This window comes from Caballeronia ptereochthonis (assembly GCF_001545075.1).
Classification (GTDB): domain Bacteria; phylum Pseudomonadota; class Gammaproteobacteria; order Burkholderiales; family Burkholderiaceae; genus Caballeronia; species Caballeronia ptereochthonis.
This window is the reverse complement of sequence record NZ_FCOB02000006.1, coordinates 32,384-47,406: the sequence shown is the minus strand read 5'-3', so window position 1 is coordinate 47,406 and position 15,023 is coordinate 32,384. Positions and strand designations below refer to the sequence as shown.

Sequence of the window (15,023 nt, the reverse complement as noted above, 5' to 3'; positions counted from 1 at the left end):
CCGGCCCGAACACCACTTGCCGCTCTTCTTATCGCGCGGACGTCCTGATGCCGTATTCCTCGCGCGCACCATAGCGTCCCGGTGCGAAGCCGTTGAACACGTGTCCGCCCACTTTCGCGCCGACATTCTCCAGACGGCGCAGCGTCTCCTCCAGTTGCCTCGCACCCGTGCGATCCGCGCGCGACACGAGCAGCACGAGATCGCAGTTCTGCATCGCGATGGAGAGCGCATCGCTCACCGGCAGCACCGGCGGCGAATCGATCACGATGTAGTCGTAGATGTCGCGCAGCATCGCCATCATGTCCTGGAACGCCGGGCGGGTGAGCAGTTCCGCGGGGTTTTCCGGATACTCCGCGCCCGCGTCCATCATCGACAGGCCGCCGTTACCGAGCGGCACGATCGCATCCTCCACGTGCGCGGTGCCTGCGAGCACTTCCGCGAGGCCCGGGCCTTCGCGTCCGTCGACGAGATGACGCAGGCGGCCCTGGCGCATGTCGGCGTCGATCAGCAGCACCGAGGCGCGCGTCTCCGCGAGCAGATACGCGAAGTTCGACGACACGAAACTCTTGCCCACGCCCTGCGTCGGGCCGGTGAAGAGGATCACGCGGCCGCTGGCGTCGGTCGCATCGGCGACGTAGCCCGGGTTCATCACGGTCACCGTGTTGCCGACCGCGTGGCTCAACGCCATCGGGTTCATCGGATTGAGCGGGTTGATCGGATTCAGACCGTGAAAACCCGGATGATTCGCGATCGGCACGCCGGAGAGCATGGCGCGTACGCTGCTGCGCAGCGAGCGCAGCGCCTCGACGCTCGGGTCCGTCGGGCTCGTCATCGCGAGCAGCTTGGCGGGCGCGGCGTTATGTGTGAGCGCGCGCACGTCCTGGCGCAGTTGCGCGGTCGAGCGCGCGATCACGGCGAGGCGCGGCACTTGCGAGAAGTGATCGATCTCCTCGGGACTGCGCAGCTCGCGGCGATGCAGCGCGATCAGATAGATCGACACCGTGCTGAGGAACAACCCGCCGAAGATCGAGCCGAGCAGCACGATCCACTGGCGCGGCCACGACTGCTTCTCGGGCGCGACGGCCCAGTCCACCACCGCGATGCCCGGCGGCGTGCTCGCCGCGGCCACTTCGAGCTGCTGCGCGTTGGTGAGCACGCTCGTGTAGAGCTGCGTCGTCACGGCGACGTCGCGCGCGAGCTCGACATACTGCCGCTGGATGGTCGGCAGCGCCGCCGCCGTCTTCGACGCCTCGCCGATCTCGCGCTTCACCTGGTTCAGCTGCGTGAGCGCGCTCTGATACTGGTCGCTTTCCGGGCGATAACGATGCTGCGCGGCGTCGAGCGCGAGCTGCAGCGTCGTCTGCCGTTCCTCGAGGCTGCTCATGCGCGCGATCAGCGCGACGTTCTGCTGCTGCATGTCGACCGTGCCGGTCTGCGTGCGGAACGCATTCAGGCGGCCTTCTGCGCGTTCGAGGTCCTGCTTGAGCGCGGGCAGGCGCTGCCTCAGGAAGTCGAGGCTCGTCTGCGCCTGCGCGGCGCGGCGCTCGATGTCGCGCTGCTGATAGGTCTTGATGATCGCGTTGACCATCGCCTGCGCCTCGAAAGGCGAATCGGCCTGGTAGCTCAGATGGATCAGCGCCGGATCGCGCAGCGACGACTCGCGCGGCGGAATCGAGGTGCGCAGCCGCTGCAGCACGTTGTCGAAGGTCATCTGCTGCGAATACTTCGTGATCTGGAAGCTCACGCCGGGCCGCGCGCGCAGCGCGTCGATGCGCAGCTCGCCGGGCGCCTGGCCCTCGGGCGTCGCGACCTGGAACGGCACGGTCTCGCCGACGCGGCCTTCCGCGAGGCGCGTGTCGTTCCTGTCGTAGAGCGTCCAGCGTCCGCTCTCGCCCGCGACGACGCGGAACTTCATCCTCAGCGCGGCTTTCGGCAGGTCGAAGACGCCCGGCGTGAGGCGCTCGCCGCCCCACGCATATTGGTCGAGCCCGAACGGCGCCGGCGCGAGCTCGCGGTCGATGGCGTGGCGCGTGGCCATCCAGCGGCCGACCAGCGGGAAGTAGCTCTCGGTCTCGACGACCGTCTCGGCACCCGTTTGCGCGATCGCCGTGCTCACGACCGAGCGCGACGTGAGCACGTCGCTTTCGTCGCTGGCGGAGCCATCGGCGGCAATCGATCCGGATACGTCCGACAGCGAGCTGATCGACACGCCTGCCTTGCTTTGCACGCGCAGGAGCGCCTCCGCGCGATATTGCGGCGTCGCGAGCAGGATGTAGAGCACGCCCGCCGCACAGCACGTGCCGGTGACGGCGCCGAGCAAGGTCTTGTGGCGCACGACGCTGCGCCAGAGGTCGACGATTCCGTCGCCGCGATGCGGAACTGGCGTCAAGCTGGGGCGCATGTTGTATGAAAGCATGTTATATCCCTAACAAAGAAGAGAAGACCAAACACGTCAGCCGCGACTGGCCATCGTCAGCAAAACAATTACGTCATCCGAACCGATATACGGGCAGGGGTGCGTCTTCCCCGTACGCACCCCGCCCTTCCCCTCACTGCAACTCTCACGAGGCCACGGTAATGAACACCGGACCCAGCGCTTCGGTGACTGCCAGCGTGCCGCGCTCCGAACGCTGCCTGCCGTACAGATCGGTGACGACCGCGCGCGCGGGCAGGCGCGATACATCGAGATTCATCACATTGCCGGCGCCGTAGCACCACACCACATACTTCGTCGCGCGCCCCGCCTCGAACTTGAGCACGGCGTACTTTTCGTTCTCGTCGATGAAGTAACGCGCGTGCTTCGCGCCCGTCGTGAACCCGAAGAGATGCTTCACCGCGTGATAGGCCGGCAGCTTCGCGTTGTCCGCATCGAGCAACCCGAAGTTGTGCTCCATCTCCCGCGGGTTCGTGCCGTCATTGCGCATGTCGTAGTACGAGGTGAGGCCGACCTGCGCGATCCAGTTCATCAGGAGGAGCCGCACCGCGTACTTCGCCTGGCGCGCGCGCGCTTCGGGCGAGTGACCATTGGCGATGTCCGCTACATATTCGTATCCGAAGCTCGGGTATGACCATTCGGTGGCCCACACTTGCGGGCGCTTCGCATACGTCGAGAGGTCTTCGCGCAACGCGCCGTAGTCGTCGAGCACGGTCTCCGGGTATTGCTGGCGATACGGATGCACGCTCACCGCGTCCGGCCCGGTGCGCGACTTCGTGGCGCTCATGTCGCCGACCGCGCGAATGAAATCGCGATCGACCTGCTGCACGCCGCCCGTTGCGATCGTCACGTCCGGGTTCGCCGACCGCGCCGCGCTCACCGCCGACTCGAGCAACGCGCGATACGCGCGCGGCGACGGCTCCGCGAGCCAGTAATCCTTGTGGTCCTGCTCGTTCCACACCTCGAAGCGCACCGGCGCGCTGCGATATCGAAACGCCGCCTGATAGACATAAGTGCGGAAGGCGGCGAGCTGCGGCGCGGATGTCGGCGGCCGATCCGGGTTGAACATGTAATGCTTGTAGCCGAGGATGAAAAGCGCCCCCAGGCCGCGCGCGGACAGGTTCGACACGAGGCCGTCGAAGGCACCGAAGTGCCAGCCGTCGGGCGCCTGCACCGCCTCCCAGAACAGGTCGGTACGCACGAACGAGAAGCCGACGTCCTTCACGGCATCGAGCAGGCGCGTATCGTTGATCTCGTGAATCGCGACGCCCGTATTCGCACGCGAGGCCGCGAAGCCGGGCGCCGCGACATACGGCTTTTCGGCGGAACCCGGCGCGCCGTCGAGCGTGATCGTCGGCGCGGGCGACGCCGCCAGCAGCGCGCCGCAAAACGCGAGGAGCGCGGCAAGTGTCACGCGCCGCGCAAGGCGTGGACCGGGACGCTTCACGTCAGATGCCTCCCGAAGGCGCCGCGCGAGACCTGCAGCAGCGCATCGTGATGATGGCGCTCCGCGATTCGCTCGTCGACGGCGCCATGCGCGCCCGTATGACCCGGCATGCGGCTCAACTGGCCGTATGTCTCGGGCACGCTTTCGCGCAGCTGGCGGATCGTGATGCCGAGGAACAGCAGGCAGCCGATCGATTCGCAGATGTCCGTGCTCGCGCAGGCGAAGAGCAGATAGAGCAGCATCATCCACGAAGCGCGGTCGGTCGGCTCGGCCCGCAGCATGAGACGCACGAGCGCCCAGACCAGCACGAGCGCGCCGAAGAAGCCGAAGCTCGCGACCGCGTACAGCACCGTGTTGTCCGCATACGCGACGTTAAAGCCGAACGCGCTCTCGTAATAGGTCGCCGCCGAGCCGAAGCCGCCCGGCCCGAGACCGAGCCAGATGCGATTGTCCTTGAGCAGGCCTTCGATCAGGAGCGGCCAGGTGTTCCACATGCGATCCTGGAACGACGCCAGCATGACATAACCGCCGCCTGCGAGATTGAGCGCCGACGTCGCGACGAACGTCGCGATCGGGAGGCCCACCGCGACGCCCGCCGCCCACAGGCAGGCCCGCCTGACCGTCGACGTGGAGAGCAAGCAGTGCGCACCGACGACGAGCGCGAGCGCGACCGGCGCCGTCTTGTTGGTGGTCGCGTAGACCGCCGCGCCCGCGCATCCGAGCAACGCGCACTGCAGCAGTTTCGAGCGCGTGCGCGTGAGGAGCCAGGTCGTGAGCAGCCCGACCATCAGGCCGGTGGACGCGCTGTCGCGCCCGAATCCGGTCAGCCGCGAGGCGACGCCCACATACGACGACGTCGCCACCGAGACGTTATGGCCGCCGACCGATACGCTCTGCCCGACCCACGGCATCGGCGAGAAGCTGTTCAGCAGCAGGCCGGCGAAGCACAGCGCGGCCAGCACGAGGAACGCCGCGCGCGCCGCACCGCCGTTGAGCAGCTCGAGCGCCTGCGGCGAAGCGGTGAGCGCGAAGAGCATCGGCATGACGGTCCACACCCAGAAGCCGACGGCCTCCAGCGCGACGCCGTGAGACAGCGACACGAACGATTGCGCGAGCAGATAGAGCGCGATGAGCGCGTGGCTCGCCTTCGGCCGCTTGATGAGGATGAGGAGCACCCAGGCGAGCATCAGCACCTTGGGCAGATAGGTGGCGGGGGCCGCACCGATCATCGACGTGAAATAACGGATCACGCCCGAGAGCACGTCGCTCGCCACGGCGACGATAAAAGTCACCACCCAGAGTCTGTCTTCCAGCGATGCCCTGTTCATTGAAACCCCGTCGAATGTCCGTTTTCGGATCGTCGTTTGCCGCAGTCACCGTCGCATCATCTATGGTCTTTGCAAGCGTCGCGCGGTGTGCGAATCGAGCCTGGCCGAGCTCGTTTGATGTTCGGAAATTACTCGCCTGCTTAATCGCGCTCCGTGCGCGGACGCACGTATCGCCCAGCCGGCGGCACATGCGAACGTTTGCTGTGTCGGCTGGCACTCATAGCGCGGGCGCGCGAAACGTTCGGCGCCGCGCCGCGCGCGCCTTGCAAGCACGTCATTTGTCGTACCGCTAGGGGTTTATCCGATGGGCGACGCGGCACTCATCACGTGCGCAGTCGTACATTCCGCAAGAACGCTTACCGATAGGATTGCGAACAAAATCCGAGAGATGTACTCACTGGTTAGTGCCGGCGAAGACCGGCGTCGGGGCGGCAGGACGGTCGGCAGAGACCGGAAGGCGGCACGGACCAAGTACTCAAAACAAGAAATCGCCATGAGCGAGACCGACAAGTACCGTGGACAGCAGCATCGCCGCTGGATGGACAGACCACCATGAACGGCGCGAATCCAGAGCACGCCCGTGGGCGCGGCATGCCCGCGCGCGGGCATGCCGCGACGCTTGAACCCATTCCTGCTACTCCGGCCGGGCGCCCCGTGCAGGCCGGTGCCGTTGCCCGGAAGACCGACATGAACGCCCACGCTCATCGCGAGCGACAGACCTCTCGTCGCGATCGGGAGAATGCCCGGCGCCGCGCACCCTCGCACGGACATAACGAAATTTACGAAAATGCCCGCCTCTGACGCGTCTGCGGTGCCGCAACGAAGCGCGGTTCAATTGCCGTTATATTTCGGGGTACGTATGAACAAACAAGATCATGCGGCGCTGCAACGGGCGTGCCGGGGAGATCTGGCCATCTTCGAATCGATCGTGCCGCTGGAAACGCTCGCTGAAATCAAGGCCAGGCTCGACCCCGCATACGACGCGACGCCCGACCACAAGCAGTTCTATGGCAGCGCGAAGGACGTCGTGCATACGTTGCGGGACATTCCCGCGTTCGGGGAACTGGAAAGTGAGTCGGTGCGGCTCGCCTCCGACTGGCTCGACTCGGCGATGAAGGCGAAAGGCACCGTGGGGCCGTGGTTCGGCCTGCGCGTGGGCAGCAGCACGTCGACGTCGGGCAGCCACTGCCGTCACTTCGATTCGCACGTGCTCACGCTCGTGATTCTGCTTCAGGCCGCCGTGGACGACGACCGCGCGGGCGATCTCGTCGCGTACACGAAGCCGCGCCGTCTGCCCGGGCGCAGCAGCAATCTAGTCGCGAAGAGCGTGCAATGGACCGAACGCAACATGCCCTTCCCGCTGCGCGCGGCGCGCACGCAGCGCCATCTCGACAAGGGCATCTGCACGCGCATCAAGGGCAAGCCGGGCAGCGTCTACGTGTTCAACGGCTTTCTGATGCAGCACTGCAATCTCGACGTGCTCGCCGGCCAGCGCCGCAGTCTCATCATCCACTACCTCGATCCGGGCCTCTCGATGGGACTCTCGGCCGTCAACCGGTTCCGGCGGGATTTCGCCGCCCCGACCGATCCGGCGCGCCCCGTCGAGCCGGTCGCGGGCATCGATGCGACCTGATCAGACGAAGCGCGCTGCGAGCGTCTGCGGTATCGGGCTGCGTCGCGTGAGCGCGCACGTCGGCATGTCGGGGCGCGGGCCGCGCACGTAGTTCTCCAGCTGATCGATGGCGAACTCCTGCTCCTCGATCAGATGCCGCACCATGTCGCCGATCGACACCATGCCGACGAGCCTGCCGCCCTCGATCACCGGAAGATGACGGATGCGGTGCTGCGTCATCAGCATCATGCATTCGTCGGTGGGGGTCCACAGGCTCGCGGACATCACGGGCGCGGTCATGATTTCGCACACCGTGGTCGTCCGCGAGGCCTTGTCCTGCAGGATCACCTTGCGCGCATAGTCGCGCTCGGTGACGATGCCGCACACCGTATCGCCCACCGTCACCACGAGCGCGCCCACCTCCGCCTTCGACATCAGCGCGACCGCTTCATGGACGCTCGCTTCGGCATCGATCGTGTGTACCGATGCGTCGGACTTCGCTTTCAGAACCTGCTTCACCGTTGCCATTGCCGTTCTCCGTGTTTCCCGCGTCGTGCGGTCCGTGCTGCATGAAAGGGTTTCGCCGATGAGTTCGCCGCCCGCGCGCTCAGTCGAAATCGAACAGATCGCCGAGGAAGGATTTCTTGCGACGCGGATGCTCGCGCCGGCCTCGCGGATCGCCGTAGCGATAATCCTCGTGGCGATAGTCCTCGTGACGATGCGGCCGTCGCTCGTGCTCGCGCCACTCGTCGCGCCCGGCCTTTGCTTCGGCAAGCGAGGCCTGCTCCGCCCGGCGGATGAGCTGATCGAGCTCGCCCCGATCCAGCCAGACGCCGCGGCATTGCGGGCAATAGTCGATTTCGATGCCTTCGCGCACGCTCATCAGGAGTTCAGTCGCGGGACATGCAGGGCATTTCATATGACATCCTTTCTGTTTGCTTTCAATGAAAACAATTTAACGAAAGAATCAGTCTTGAAAAATGCGAGATTTCGAGGGCTTCAGTTCGTAAAAACCGAACCAGGCAGAGAGGTAAACGGGTCTATTTGCACCACGACAGTGCATCTGCCGGCATTGGAATTGCACGATGAGAGGAAGACGGGAACGTGACTTGCGATCCATCTCAAAAGTCCGCAAGCTTTCGGTCTGAAGCGGCGCGCACCGCGCGTCGACAGCGCACAATAAAGGCCACCTCATGTCAGACAGATCCGCGATGAGCGAAGAACGCAAGGGCTCCGGCACGCCCGATCTCCTCTATCTCCTGCAGGGCGCCGATGATTTCAGCCGCTTTGTCTTTCCCGACAGCGAAGCGCTCTTCAAGAGTCTCGCGCGGCGGCAGACGCCGCATACGCTCTTCATCACCTGCGCGGATTCGCGCGTGTCACCGGAGATGATCACGCAGACGCGCCCCGGCGAGCTCTTCGTGTGCCGCAACATCGGCAATATCGTGCCGGCCTATGGCGAGATGCTGGGCGGCGTGTCGGCGGTGGTCGAATACGCGGTGCTCGCGCTCAACGTGCGGCAGATCGTCATTTGCGGACACTCGGACTGCGGCGCGATGAAAGGCCTCGCGTCCGGCGCGACCATCGCGGATGAAATGCCGACCGTTCACGCGTGGCTGCGCAACGCTGAAGCCGCGCGCAGCGTCGTGATGGCGAGAAAGCTGGAGGAGGAGCGCATCGTCCAGGCGATGGTCGAGGAGAACATCCGCCTGCAACTGACGCATTTGCGCACGCATCCGGCGGTCGCGGGACACCTCGCGCTCGGCAAGCTGCAGGTTCAGGGCTGGGTGTACGACATCGGGCGGGGGAAGGTGTCCGTCTTCGATGAAGCCGACGGCAAGTTCGAGTCGCTGGAGGAAGCGCGCCTGCGCATGCTTCGCAAGGAAGCGCGATAGCGCAACCGCGCCGCGCGCATCACACGCGCGCGGCGAGTGACGTCATCACTGCTGCACGCCCTTTTTGGCGGCGAGTTGCTGCGCCATCTTCAAATGCTGCTCGATCGTCGGCAACGCCTTCTGCGCGGCCTGCTTCAGCTTGGCGTTCTGCCCTTCCTGCGCTTCCTTCTGAAATACCTGCACCGCCTCCTGATGTCCCTGCACGCCGACCTTCTGGATATATGCGGCATCGAACTCCTTGCCGTGCAGCGCCTTGAGCGATTCGAGCACCGAAGGGTCCGAATTGTCCATCGGCACGGTCACGCCATGCGGCGCCGCCATCTTCAACTGCATCGCGAGCTTCGTGTGATCGAGCATCATGTGATGCGCGAAGCTCTTCACGTCCTTGTCCTGCGACTGCCTGGTCGCGAGCCTGGCGGCGTCGATTTCCGTCGATCCCGCCGCAGACGCCGCCTGCACGAACGCCTTGTCGACGGGCGGCAGATCGTTGGCGATCGTCGTGCTGGCCGCTTGGGTCTGCGCGGGCGCGCCGGCCGGGATGGCGGCGATGACGGTCGATGCGAGCGCCGCCAGCAGCATTGCTGTGCGTTTCATGGGGCCTCCTTGAGCCAGTCGTGTCGGCCTTTCTTTCAGCAATGGCGATGCCACGGCGCATCGCTTCCTATGGTGAAACGGTGTGCGGCGACGAAGCGATTAACCGCTTGCTACATGCTTGTTAAACTCGACGATCAAGCGAGCTTCTTTCGAACGGAATTGCCATGCCTGTCTACGATTACGAGTGCGCGTCCTGCGGCGCATTCGAAGCCGTCCGCCGCATCGCCGAACGCGACGAACCCGCGGCCTGCCCGCTATGCGGCGCGACGGCCACACGCGTGACCATCGGCGCGCCTAGCGTCGGCGGTGCCAGCGCCCCGCCCTCCGGCGCCGATGACGCCGGCAGCTACGGCATGCGCCATCGCGGCGGCTGCCTCTGCTGCCGCTAGCGCGCCCGGGCACGGCCGTTGCAAAGTCACCGGGACGCGCCCGCCCGGCATGGCGGGCGTATCATGCAGAACGGCGGTGTGTCGCGCGAGGCGAAGCGCGCCGTCGAGTGCATCGTCATCGCGAGGCGTGCGGTCGTTCCTGCGCAACGCGATGAGCACGTTCCGCGTGTTCCAAACGAACAACAGGAGGTGATAAGGATGGCGATAGAGTTCAGCGGGCGGCGTCATGTCGTGGCGGCAGCGCGTGTCGCATTCGAGGCGAAGGTCGACGGCCGCGAGGTCTGGTGCAGCGTCTCTCTCGATGCGCTCAACGATCACTTCGGCAACAACGGGACGTCTTCGCACGATCTGCTGTCCGCGTTCGAGGGAGGACGCGTGCAAATCGAAGATGCGGCCCGGCGCGCGCTCGAGCGCAACCACGGCCAGTCGGTCGAGCTGGAAAGCAGCGATTTCAAGACTTCCCGAAGCATGTAACGCTTCGCAGCGGGCGGCGTCGCACGGCTCTTCTTCCCGATGCGCCGTGCCGCCCGCGTCAAGGGGTATAGAAGCACTTCAGCACGTCATATATCCACCAGACCGGGCACGGCCTCCGGCAAAAGCCGTCGTAGCCCGCCTCGTACAGGACGTCGCGCGGATCGCGCCGCGCATCGGCGGCCAGGGCGACCAGGAGCGCGGCATCGACTTCGCTTCCATCCTGAGCCAAAGCCTCGCGCAACTGGCGCGCAAGCGCGTGATCGCGCGTATCGCCGATGAGCGTATCGACGAACAGCACCTGCGGCCGCCACCGGGCCGCCATCTGCAACGCGCGTCGAGCATCGCCGACCTGCACGGCCTCGAAACCGCGCATGGCCAGCAGCAGCGCGAAGGATTCCCCGACGCTCGACTCCGAATGTACGATCAGCACGCGCCGCGGACCGGCAAGCGCCGCCGTCCGCGAATTCCATATTTCGCACCGCTCGGTGCGCATGTCGTGCGATCGTTTGTCCATGGCGGCACGACACGGTGGCAAACACCGTGCCGATAACCGTCAATCAGCAAGGACGAGGCCCGCTTTCGGCGCGCGAATCGGCGGTGCGCTGCCTTCAGCGGGCGGCCAGCAATCCGACGATCAAGCCGCCGACCGCCGCCAGCGCGATCGATTTCCAGGGATTCTCGTGCACGTAGTCGTCCGTGCCTTCGGTCACGTCGCGATAGCGCGCGACGAGCACGTCCTGCGCGTCGGCGAGCACGTCCCGAGCACGCCGTGCGGCGGGCCTCGGCGGATGGAGCTGGCTGCCCTGCCGCTCGGCCGTCGCGGCGGCGGGCTGCGCGAGCACGGCGGGACTGTCGCCGCCCTCGAGCACGCTGCCGTGCACGTGATACGGCGCGTACATCGCCGGCCTGTGCGCCTCGCCGGGCGCAAGCGGCGTCACGCTCGCCTCCCTTGTCTGCGTCATGCCCGGCGCAAGCGCCGCTTCCATCGCGCTCGCCACCGTGCGGCGCGCGAGCGGAGCTTCATCGGGCTGCATCGTGGATGTGCTGCCGTTTGCATTGTCCATGGCTGTTCTCTCCAGAGTTCACCGCGTCCATCGCACTGCAAAAAGCGATCTTCTTCGACCGATGATGCAAGAGTCGCACCGAATCATTCCGCCGGCAACCCGTCCGCCTGCTCGCCGCCGGGCCGCGCGGCATATGGCAATTTTTTTCACATAACGGAGAGAATTGCTCGTTTGTCGCGGCGCGCGCACGCGCCTTACGATGCGGGCGTAGAGCGAAGCCGGGCGAGCGACCCGCAACAAGCGGCGCACCGCGAGCCGCGCGCCAGAACCGCATCTTTCGTTTCACGCCGCGCCGAAACGTCGGCCCGCCGCGCACCGATACGATGGCTTCGCGATCCACTCCTGATACGAAGCCCGCCATGAATCCCGTCAATCTCGCTCAACTGTTCGTGCTCGCCGCGCTGTGGGGCGGCTCCTTCCTCTTCATCCGCGTCGGCGTGACCGATCTCGGCGTTGCGCCGCTGATGGCGCTGCGCGTCGGCATCGGCGCGCTTTTCCTGCTGTCGATGCTCGTGCTGCGCGGCGCGGTCCGCGCGGCCCTGGCCACGATGCGCGAGCGCGCGTGGCCGCTTCTCGTCGTCGGCATGCTGAACTCGGCCGCGCCGTTCTGTCTGTTCGCCTATGCCGAACTCACGTTGTCGGCGGGCGTCACCTCGGTGATCAACGCGACGACGCCGTTGTGGGGCGCGCTCGTCGCCTTCCTGTGGCTCAACGATCGCCTCACGCGCATGCGCGTCGCCGGCCTCGCGATCGGCTTCGCGGGCGTGCTCGCGCTCGTCTGGGATCAGATGCTCATGCACGACGCCGCGGCCGCGCCCGTCTCGCCGATGACGACGGCCCTGGCCGCACTCGCCGCGCTCGGCGCGACGCTCTGCTACGGAATCGCCGCCAGCTACACGAAGCGGCATCTGATGGGCGTCGATTCGCTCACGATCGCGGCGGGCACGATGAGCGCGGCGACCCTCGTGCTTGCGCCGTTCGCGCTCGTCTGGTGGCCGGGCGCGGCGGTGTCGATGCAGGCGTGGGGCGCGGTCCTCGGGCTCGGCGTGGCGTGCACGGGTGTTGCCTATATGCTGTTCTTTCATCTCATCGCGGTGGCCGGCCCCGCGCGCGCGATCACCGTCACGTTCGTGATTCCGATCTTCGGCATTCTGTGGGGCGCGCTGTTTCTCGCCGAGCGCGTCTCGGCGGGCATGGCGGCGGCATGCGCGATCGTGCTCGTCGGCACCGCGCTCGCGACCGGCGTCGTCAAGCGCGTGCCGCTAGCCGGCGCCCGCCGGAGCCAGTGTGCGAAGGAAAGCAAGGCGTGACGACGCCGATCCCGCTCAGTGCCAGTGGCGCACGAGCGGCCCGTCCTCGCCCGCGACGGGATCGCTCCTCGGAAACGGCAGTTCCTCCATCGCGGCGCGCTCGGCCTCGCTGATGGCTTCGCGGCGGATATCCCACTGCTGGCCCGGCGGATACGCGCCGACCACCTGAAAGCGGCGTCCGGCCCTCAGCAGGCAGTGGCCGGTTCCGGCGGGCAGCACGAGCGCGTCGCCCGCGCCGACGGCGAACACGCGGCCATGCGGGCCGCCGAGAATCAGTTCGGCCTCGCCGGCGGCGATGCCGAGCGCCTCGTGCGCGGTCGAATGGAAGTGGTGATAGTCGAAGACGCTGTCGCGCCATTGCGCCGGCCAGCCGTTCTGCTCGAACAGGGCTTCGAAACGGCCGGCGCCGTCGTGCGCATGGGGGTCGATCGCGCCCCGCCACACGAGCACCGGCAGGCGTGAATTATTCGGCACCCAGCCGTTGGGCGGCAGCATGAAATGCTCGCAGCGCGCGTTCTGCGTGAGCGAGCTCACGGTTTGTTCAGCCATCTTGCGCTTTCTCCGGGAGAGTCGAGGAAAGCGCAGCAACAGGCGTTCCCGTATGAGGTCTCGGGATGGCGCGCCGGACGAAACCGGCTCAGTGGCCGTGCCAGTGCCCGCCGCCGCCAAAGCCGATGCCCAGCGATACCGACGGCGCCGCGTAATACCCCGGGCCATACGCATAGCCGTAGGCTGGTGCGTAGCCATACGCCGGCGCGGGCGCATAGCCGTAGGGCGGTGCGTAGACGCAGCCGCCGAGACCTGCCGCCAGCACGAGCGCGACGGGCACGATCAGCGCGCGTGCGGCGCGCGCCTTGCTGCCGGTTCGAGACGAGTTTTCCATGATGGTGCCGCTCCCCGATTGTTCAGTTCTTACCAGTGGCGATAGCCGTAGCCACCGTGGTGCGCATACCAGTCGCGACGTCCCCAGTAGCGGTAGCCGTCCCAATAGCGGTCGCCATGCCAGCCCACGACGATGGCGGGCCCCGGCGCGACGACGACCGGCGCCGGCTGATACACGACGGCGGGCGGCGGAGGCGGCGCGACATAGACCGGCGCCGGCGCCACGTACACGGGCGGCGCGGCATAGACTGGAACCCCGAGATTGATGCCGACGCTCACGCGCGCCATCGCCGCCTCGCAGGCGAATCCCGCGCACACGGCAATGCCGATCCCGATCAAGCCCTTGACGTTCATTTCTTCCTCTTCTGTTCTGGTAAGGCTGCGATGTAGGCCGCCATACGGCCATGAATTCATGTTAGCCGCACCGTTTTGGCGGCGAATTACAAGCCGTGTAACAGATGTGAATACTGAAACGAATGTGCGCAAACGCGGCGCGTCTGGCGCGCCGCGCGCGGGTTGCGCGCCCGTGCGCCGCCGTGGGATAGTTCCGGCTTCGTCAAACGGATGGCGGGACGATGGACCTGTTGCGGAGCATGAGGATCTTCGCGCGCGTGGCGGAAGCGGCAAGCTTCACGATCGCGGCGCACCAAATGGACATCACCACGGCGCAGGCGTCGCGCGCGGTGACCGAGCTCGAGACGCATCTGCGCACGCGCCTCCTGAATCGCACGACACGCCGCGTCGCGCTCACCGACGCCGGCAACCGCTACCTCGCGCGCTGCAAGGAAGTGCTGGAGCTCGTCGATCTGTCCGAAGCCGAGGCGAGCAATGCGCAAATCTCGCCGAGCGGCGTGCTGCGCATGCATGCGCCCATCACGTTCGGCCAGCACTACGTGGCCCCCGCGCTCGCGCGCTATCTTGAGGAGTATCCGCAGGTCCGCGTCGAGCTGACGCTCTCGCAGCAAGTGCCCGACATGCTCGACGAAGGCTTCGATGTCTTTCTGCAGGTCACCACGTCCACCCTGCCCGATTCCGCGCTCGTCTCCACGAAGATCTGCTCGATGCCGAGCGTGCTGTGCGCCTCGGCCGCGTATCTGAAGCGGGCGGGCACGCCGCAAAACCTCGAACAGCTGCCGAAGCACGCGTGCCTGCAACTGGTGACGGCGTTCTTCCCGATGGACCGGTGGGTCTTCGAAGGCGCGCGCGGGCAGGTCGAGGTCGAGCTGGATCCCGGCCGGCTGCGCGTGAATTCGGCCGACGCGCTCGCCGTCGCGCTGGCGAACGGTCTGGGCATCGCACCCTTGCCGATGCTCGCGGCGCTGCCGTGGTTGCAGAGCGGCGCGCTCGTGCGCGTCCTGCCCGAGTGGGAACTCCAGACCATGACGATCTACGCGATGTACGCATCCCGCCAGTACCTCGACGCGAAGATCCGGACCTGGGTCGCATTCCTGCGGGAATTCGTCGAAAACACGCTCGCGAGCGAGCCGGCCTGAACACTCGACGAACCATCGCATCCCTAAGACGAATGAAGCGTGCGCGTGCGTGGTCGAGCGCACACAGCCCGCGCTTGCGCGCATTTTCTAGACGCATATTG

Annotated in this window: 17 protein-coding genes; 6 read left to right on the top strand and 11 right to left on the bottom strand. The window is 66.3% G+C overall.

The window, feature by feature from the left end; all coding sequences use genetic code 11:
• Positions 1 to 28: 28 nt before the first annotated feature.
• The 3 genes from AWB83_RS07915 to AWB83_RS07905 form a co-directional block, all read right to left on the bottom strand.
• Positions 29 to 2,389, bottom strand: coding sequence for a polysaccharide biosynthesis tyrosine autokinase (locus tag AWB83_RS07915; RefSeq protein WP_159463024.1), 2,361 nt, complete (start codon positions 2,387 to 2,389; stop codon positions 29 to 31).
• Between the two features lie 172 nt (positions 2,390 to 2,561).
• Complete coding sequence (locus tag AWB83_RS07910) at positions 2,562 to 3,881, bottom strand: cellulase family glycosylhydrolase (RefSeq protein WP_087044001.1); 1,320 nt, start codon at positions 3,879 to 3,881, stop codon at positions 2,562 to 2,564.
• Positions 3,878 to 5,209, bottom strand: a complete 1,332-nt coding sequence (locus AWB83_RS07905; RefSeq protein ID WP_244197622.1) for an O-antigen ligase family protein — start codon at positions 5,207 to 5,209, stop codon at positions 3,878 to 3,880. The genes AWB83_RS07910 and AWB83_RS07905 overlap by 4 nt, the downstream gene beginning before the upstream one ends.
• Positions 5,210 to 6,068: 859 nt before the next feature.
• Here AWB83_RS07905 and AWB83_RS07900 point away from each other — a divergent pair.
• Positions 6,069 to 6,842, top strand: coding sequence for a hypothetical protein (locus AWB83_RS07900; protein WP_087043999.1), 774 nt, complete (start codon positions 6,069 to 6,071; stop codon positions 6,840 to 6,842).
• Here the strand turns inward: AWB83_RS07900 and AWB83_RS07895 are convergent, their stop codons facing one another.
• Both AWB83_RS07895 and AWB83_RS07890 read right to left on the bottom strand, forming a co-directional pair.
• Complete coding sequence (locus AWB83_RS07895; protein ID WP_087043997.1) at positions 6,843 to 7,349, bottom strand: CBS domain-containing protein; 507 nt, start codon at positions 7,347 to 7,349, stop codon at positions 6,843 to 6,845.
• Between the two features lie 79 nt (positions 7,350 to 7,428).
• A complete protein-coding gene (locus AWB83_RS07890) occupies positions 7,429 to 7,740 on the bottom strand; it encodes a TFIIB-type zinc ribbon-containing protein (RefSeq protein WP_087043994.1) in 312 nt (103 codons plus the stop codon).
• A 274-nt stretch (positions 7,741 to 8,014) separates the two neighbouring features.
• Here AWB83_RS07890 and AWB83_RS07885 point away from each other — a divergent pair, with 274 nt between their 5' ends.
• Positions 8,015 to 8,716: a carbonic anhydrase gene (locus AWB83_RS07885; protein WP_087043992.1), complete on the top strand. Its 702-nt coding sequence runs from the start codon at positions 8,015 to 8,017 to the stop codon at positions 8,714 to 8,716.
• A 45-nt stretch (positions 8,717 to 8,761) separates the two neighbouring features.
• On the opposite strand, the gene AWB83_RS07880 is transcribed toward AWB83_RS07885, so the two are convergent.
• A complete protein-coding gene (locus AWB83_RS07880) occupies positions 8,762 to 9,310 on the bottom strand; it encodes a DUF4142 domain-containing protein (RefSeq protein ID WP_087043990.1) in 549 nt (182 codons plus the stop codon).
• 164 nt (positions 9,311 to 9,474) lie between these two features.
• Here AWB83_RS07880 and AWB83_RS07875 point away from each other — a divergent pair, with 164 nt between their 5' ends.
• Entirely contained in the window at positions 9,475 to 9,699 is a 225-nt protein-coding gene (locus AWB83_RS07875; protein ID WP_087043988.1) for an FmdB family zinc ribbon protein, read from the top strand.
• Positions 9,700 to 9,897: 198 nt separating this feature from the next.
• Positions 9,898 to 10,173: a DUF1488 family protein gene (locus AWB83_RS07870; RefSeq protein WP_087044338.1), complete on the top strand. Its 276-nt coding sequence runs from the start codon at positions 9,898 to 9,900 to the stop codon at positions 10,171 to 10,173.
• 58 nt (positions 10,174 to 10,231) lie between these two features.
• On the opposite strand, the gene AWB83_RS07865 is transcribed toward AWB83_RS07870, so the two are convergent.
• Together AWB83_RS07865 and AWB83_RS07860 are read right to left on the bottom strand one after the other, a co-directional pair.
• Positions 10,232 to 10,687 carry a response regulator gene (locus tag AWB83_RS07865; RefSeq protein ID WP_087043986.1) on the bottom strand — a complete coding sequence of 152 codons (456 nt, stop codon included), beginning with the start codon at positions 10,685 to 10,687 and terminating at the stop codon, positions 10,232 to 10,234.
• A 94-nt stretch (positions 10,688 to 10,781) separates the two neighbouring features.
• A complete protein-coding gene (locus AWB83_RS07860; protein WP_087043985.1) occupies positions 10,782 to 11,237 on the bottom strand; it encodes an ElaB/YgaM/YqjD family protein in 456 nt (151 codons plus the stop codon).
• A gap of 359 nt (positions 11,238 to 11,596) precedes the next feature.
• On the opposite strand from AWB83_RS07860, the gene AWB83_RS07855 reads away from it, so the two are divergent.
• Positions 11,597 to 12,547, top strand: a complete 951-nt coding sequence (locus AWB83_RS07855) for a DMT family transporter (protein ID WP_087043983.1) — start codon at positions 11,597 to 11,599, stop codon at positions 12,545 to 12,547.
• A 15-nt stretch (positions 12,548 to 12,562) separates the two neighbouring features.
• Here the strand turns inward: AWB83_RS07855 and AWB83_RS07850 are convergent, their stop codons facing one another.
• From AWB83_RS07850 to AWB83_RS07840, 3 genes are all read right to left on the bottom strand, one after another.
• Positions 12,563 to 13,096, bottom strand: a complete 534-nt coding sequence (locus AWB83_RS07850) for a cupin (RefSeq protein WP_208636725.1) — start codon at positions 13,094 to 13,096, stop codon at positions 12,563 to 12,565.
• An 88-nt stretch (positions 13,097 to 13,184) separates the two neighbouring features.
• Positions 13,185 to 13,430, bottom strand: a complete 246-nt coding sequence (locus tag AWB83_RS07845; RefSeq protein ID WP_244197621.1) for a hypothetical protein — start codon at positions 13,428 to 13,430, stop codon at positions 13,185 to 13,187.
• Positions 13,431 to 13,459: 29 nt separating this feature from the next.
• A complete protein-coding gene (locus AWB83_RS07840; RefSeq protein ID WP_087043981.1) occupies positions 13,460 to 13,783 on the bottom strand; it encodes a hypothetical protein in 324 nt (107 codons plus the stop codon).
• A gap of 221 nt (positions 13,784 to 14,004) precedes the next feature.
• Here AWB83_RS07840 and AWB83_RS07835 point away from each other — a divergent pair, with 221 nt between their 5' ends.
• Complete coding sequence (locus tag AWB83_RS07835) at positions 14,005 to 14,922, top strand: LysR family transcriptional regulator (protein ID WP_087043979.1); 918 nt, start codon at positions 14,005 to 14,007, stop codon at positions 14,920 to 14,922.
• Positions 14,923 to 15,023: the final 101 nt, after the last annotated feature.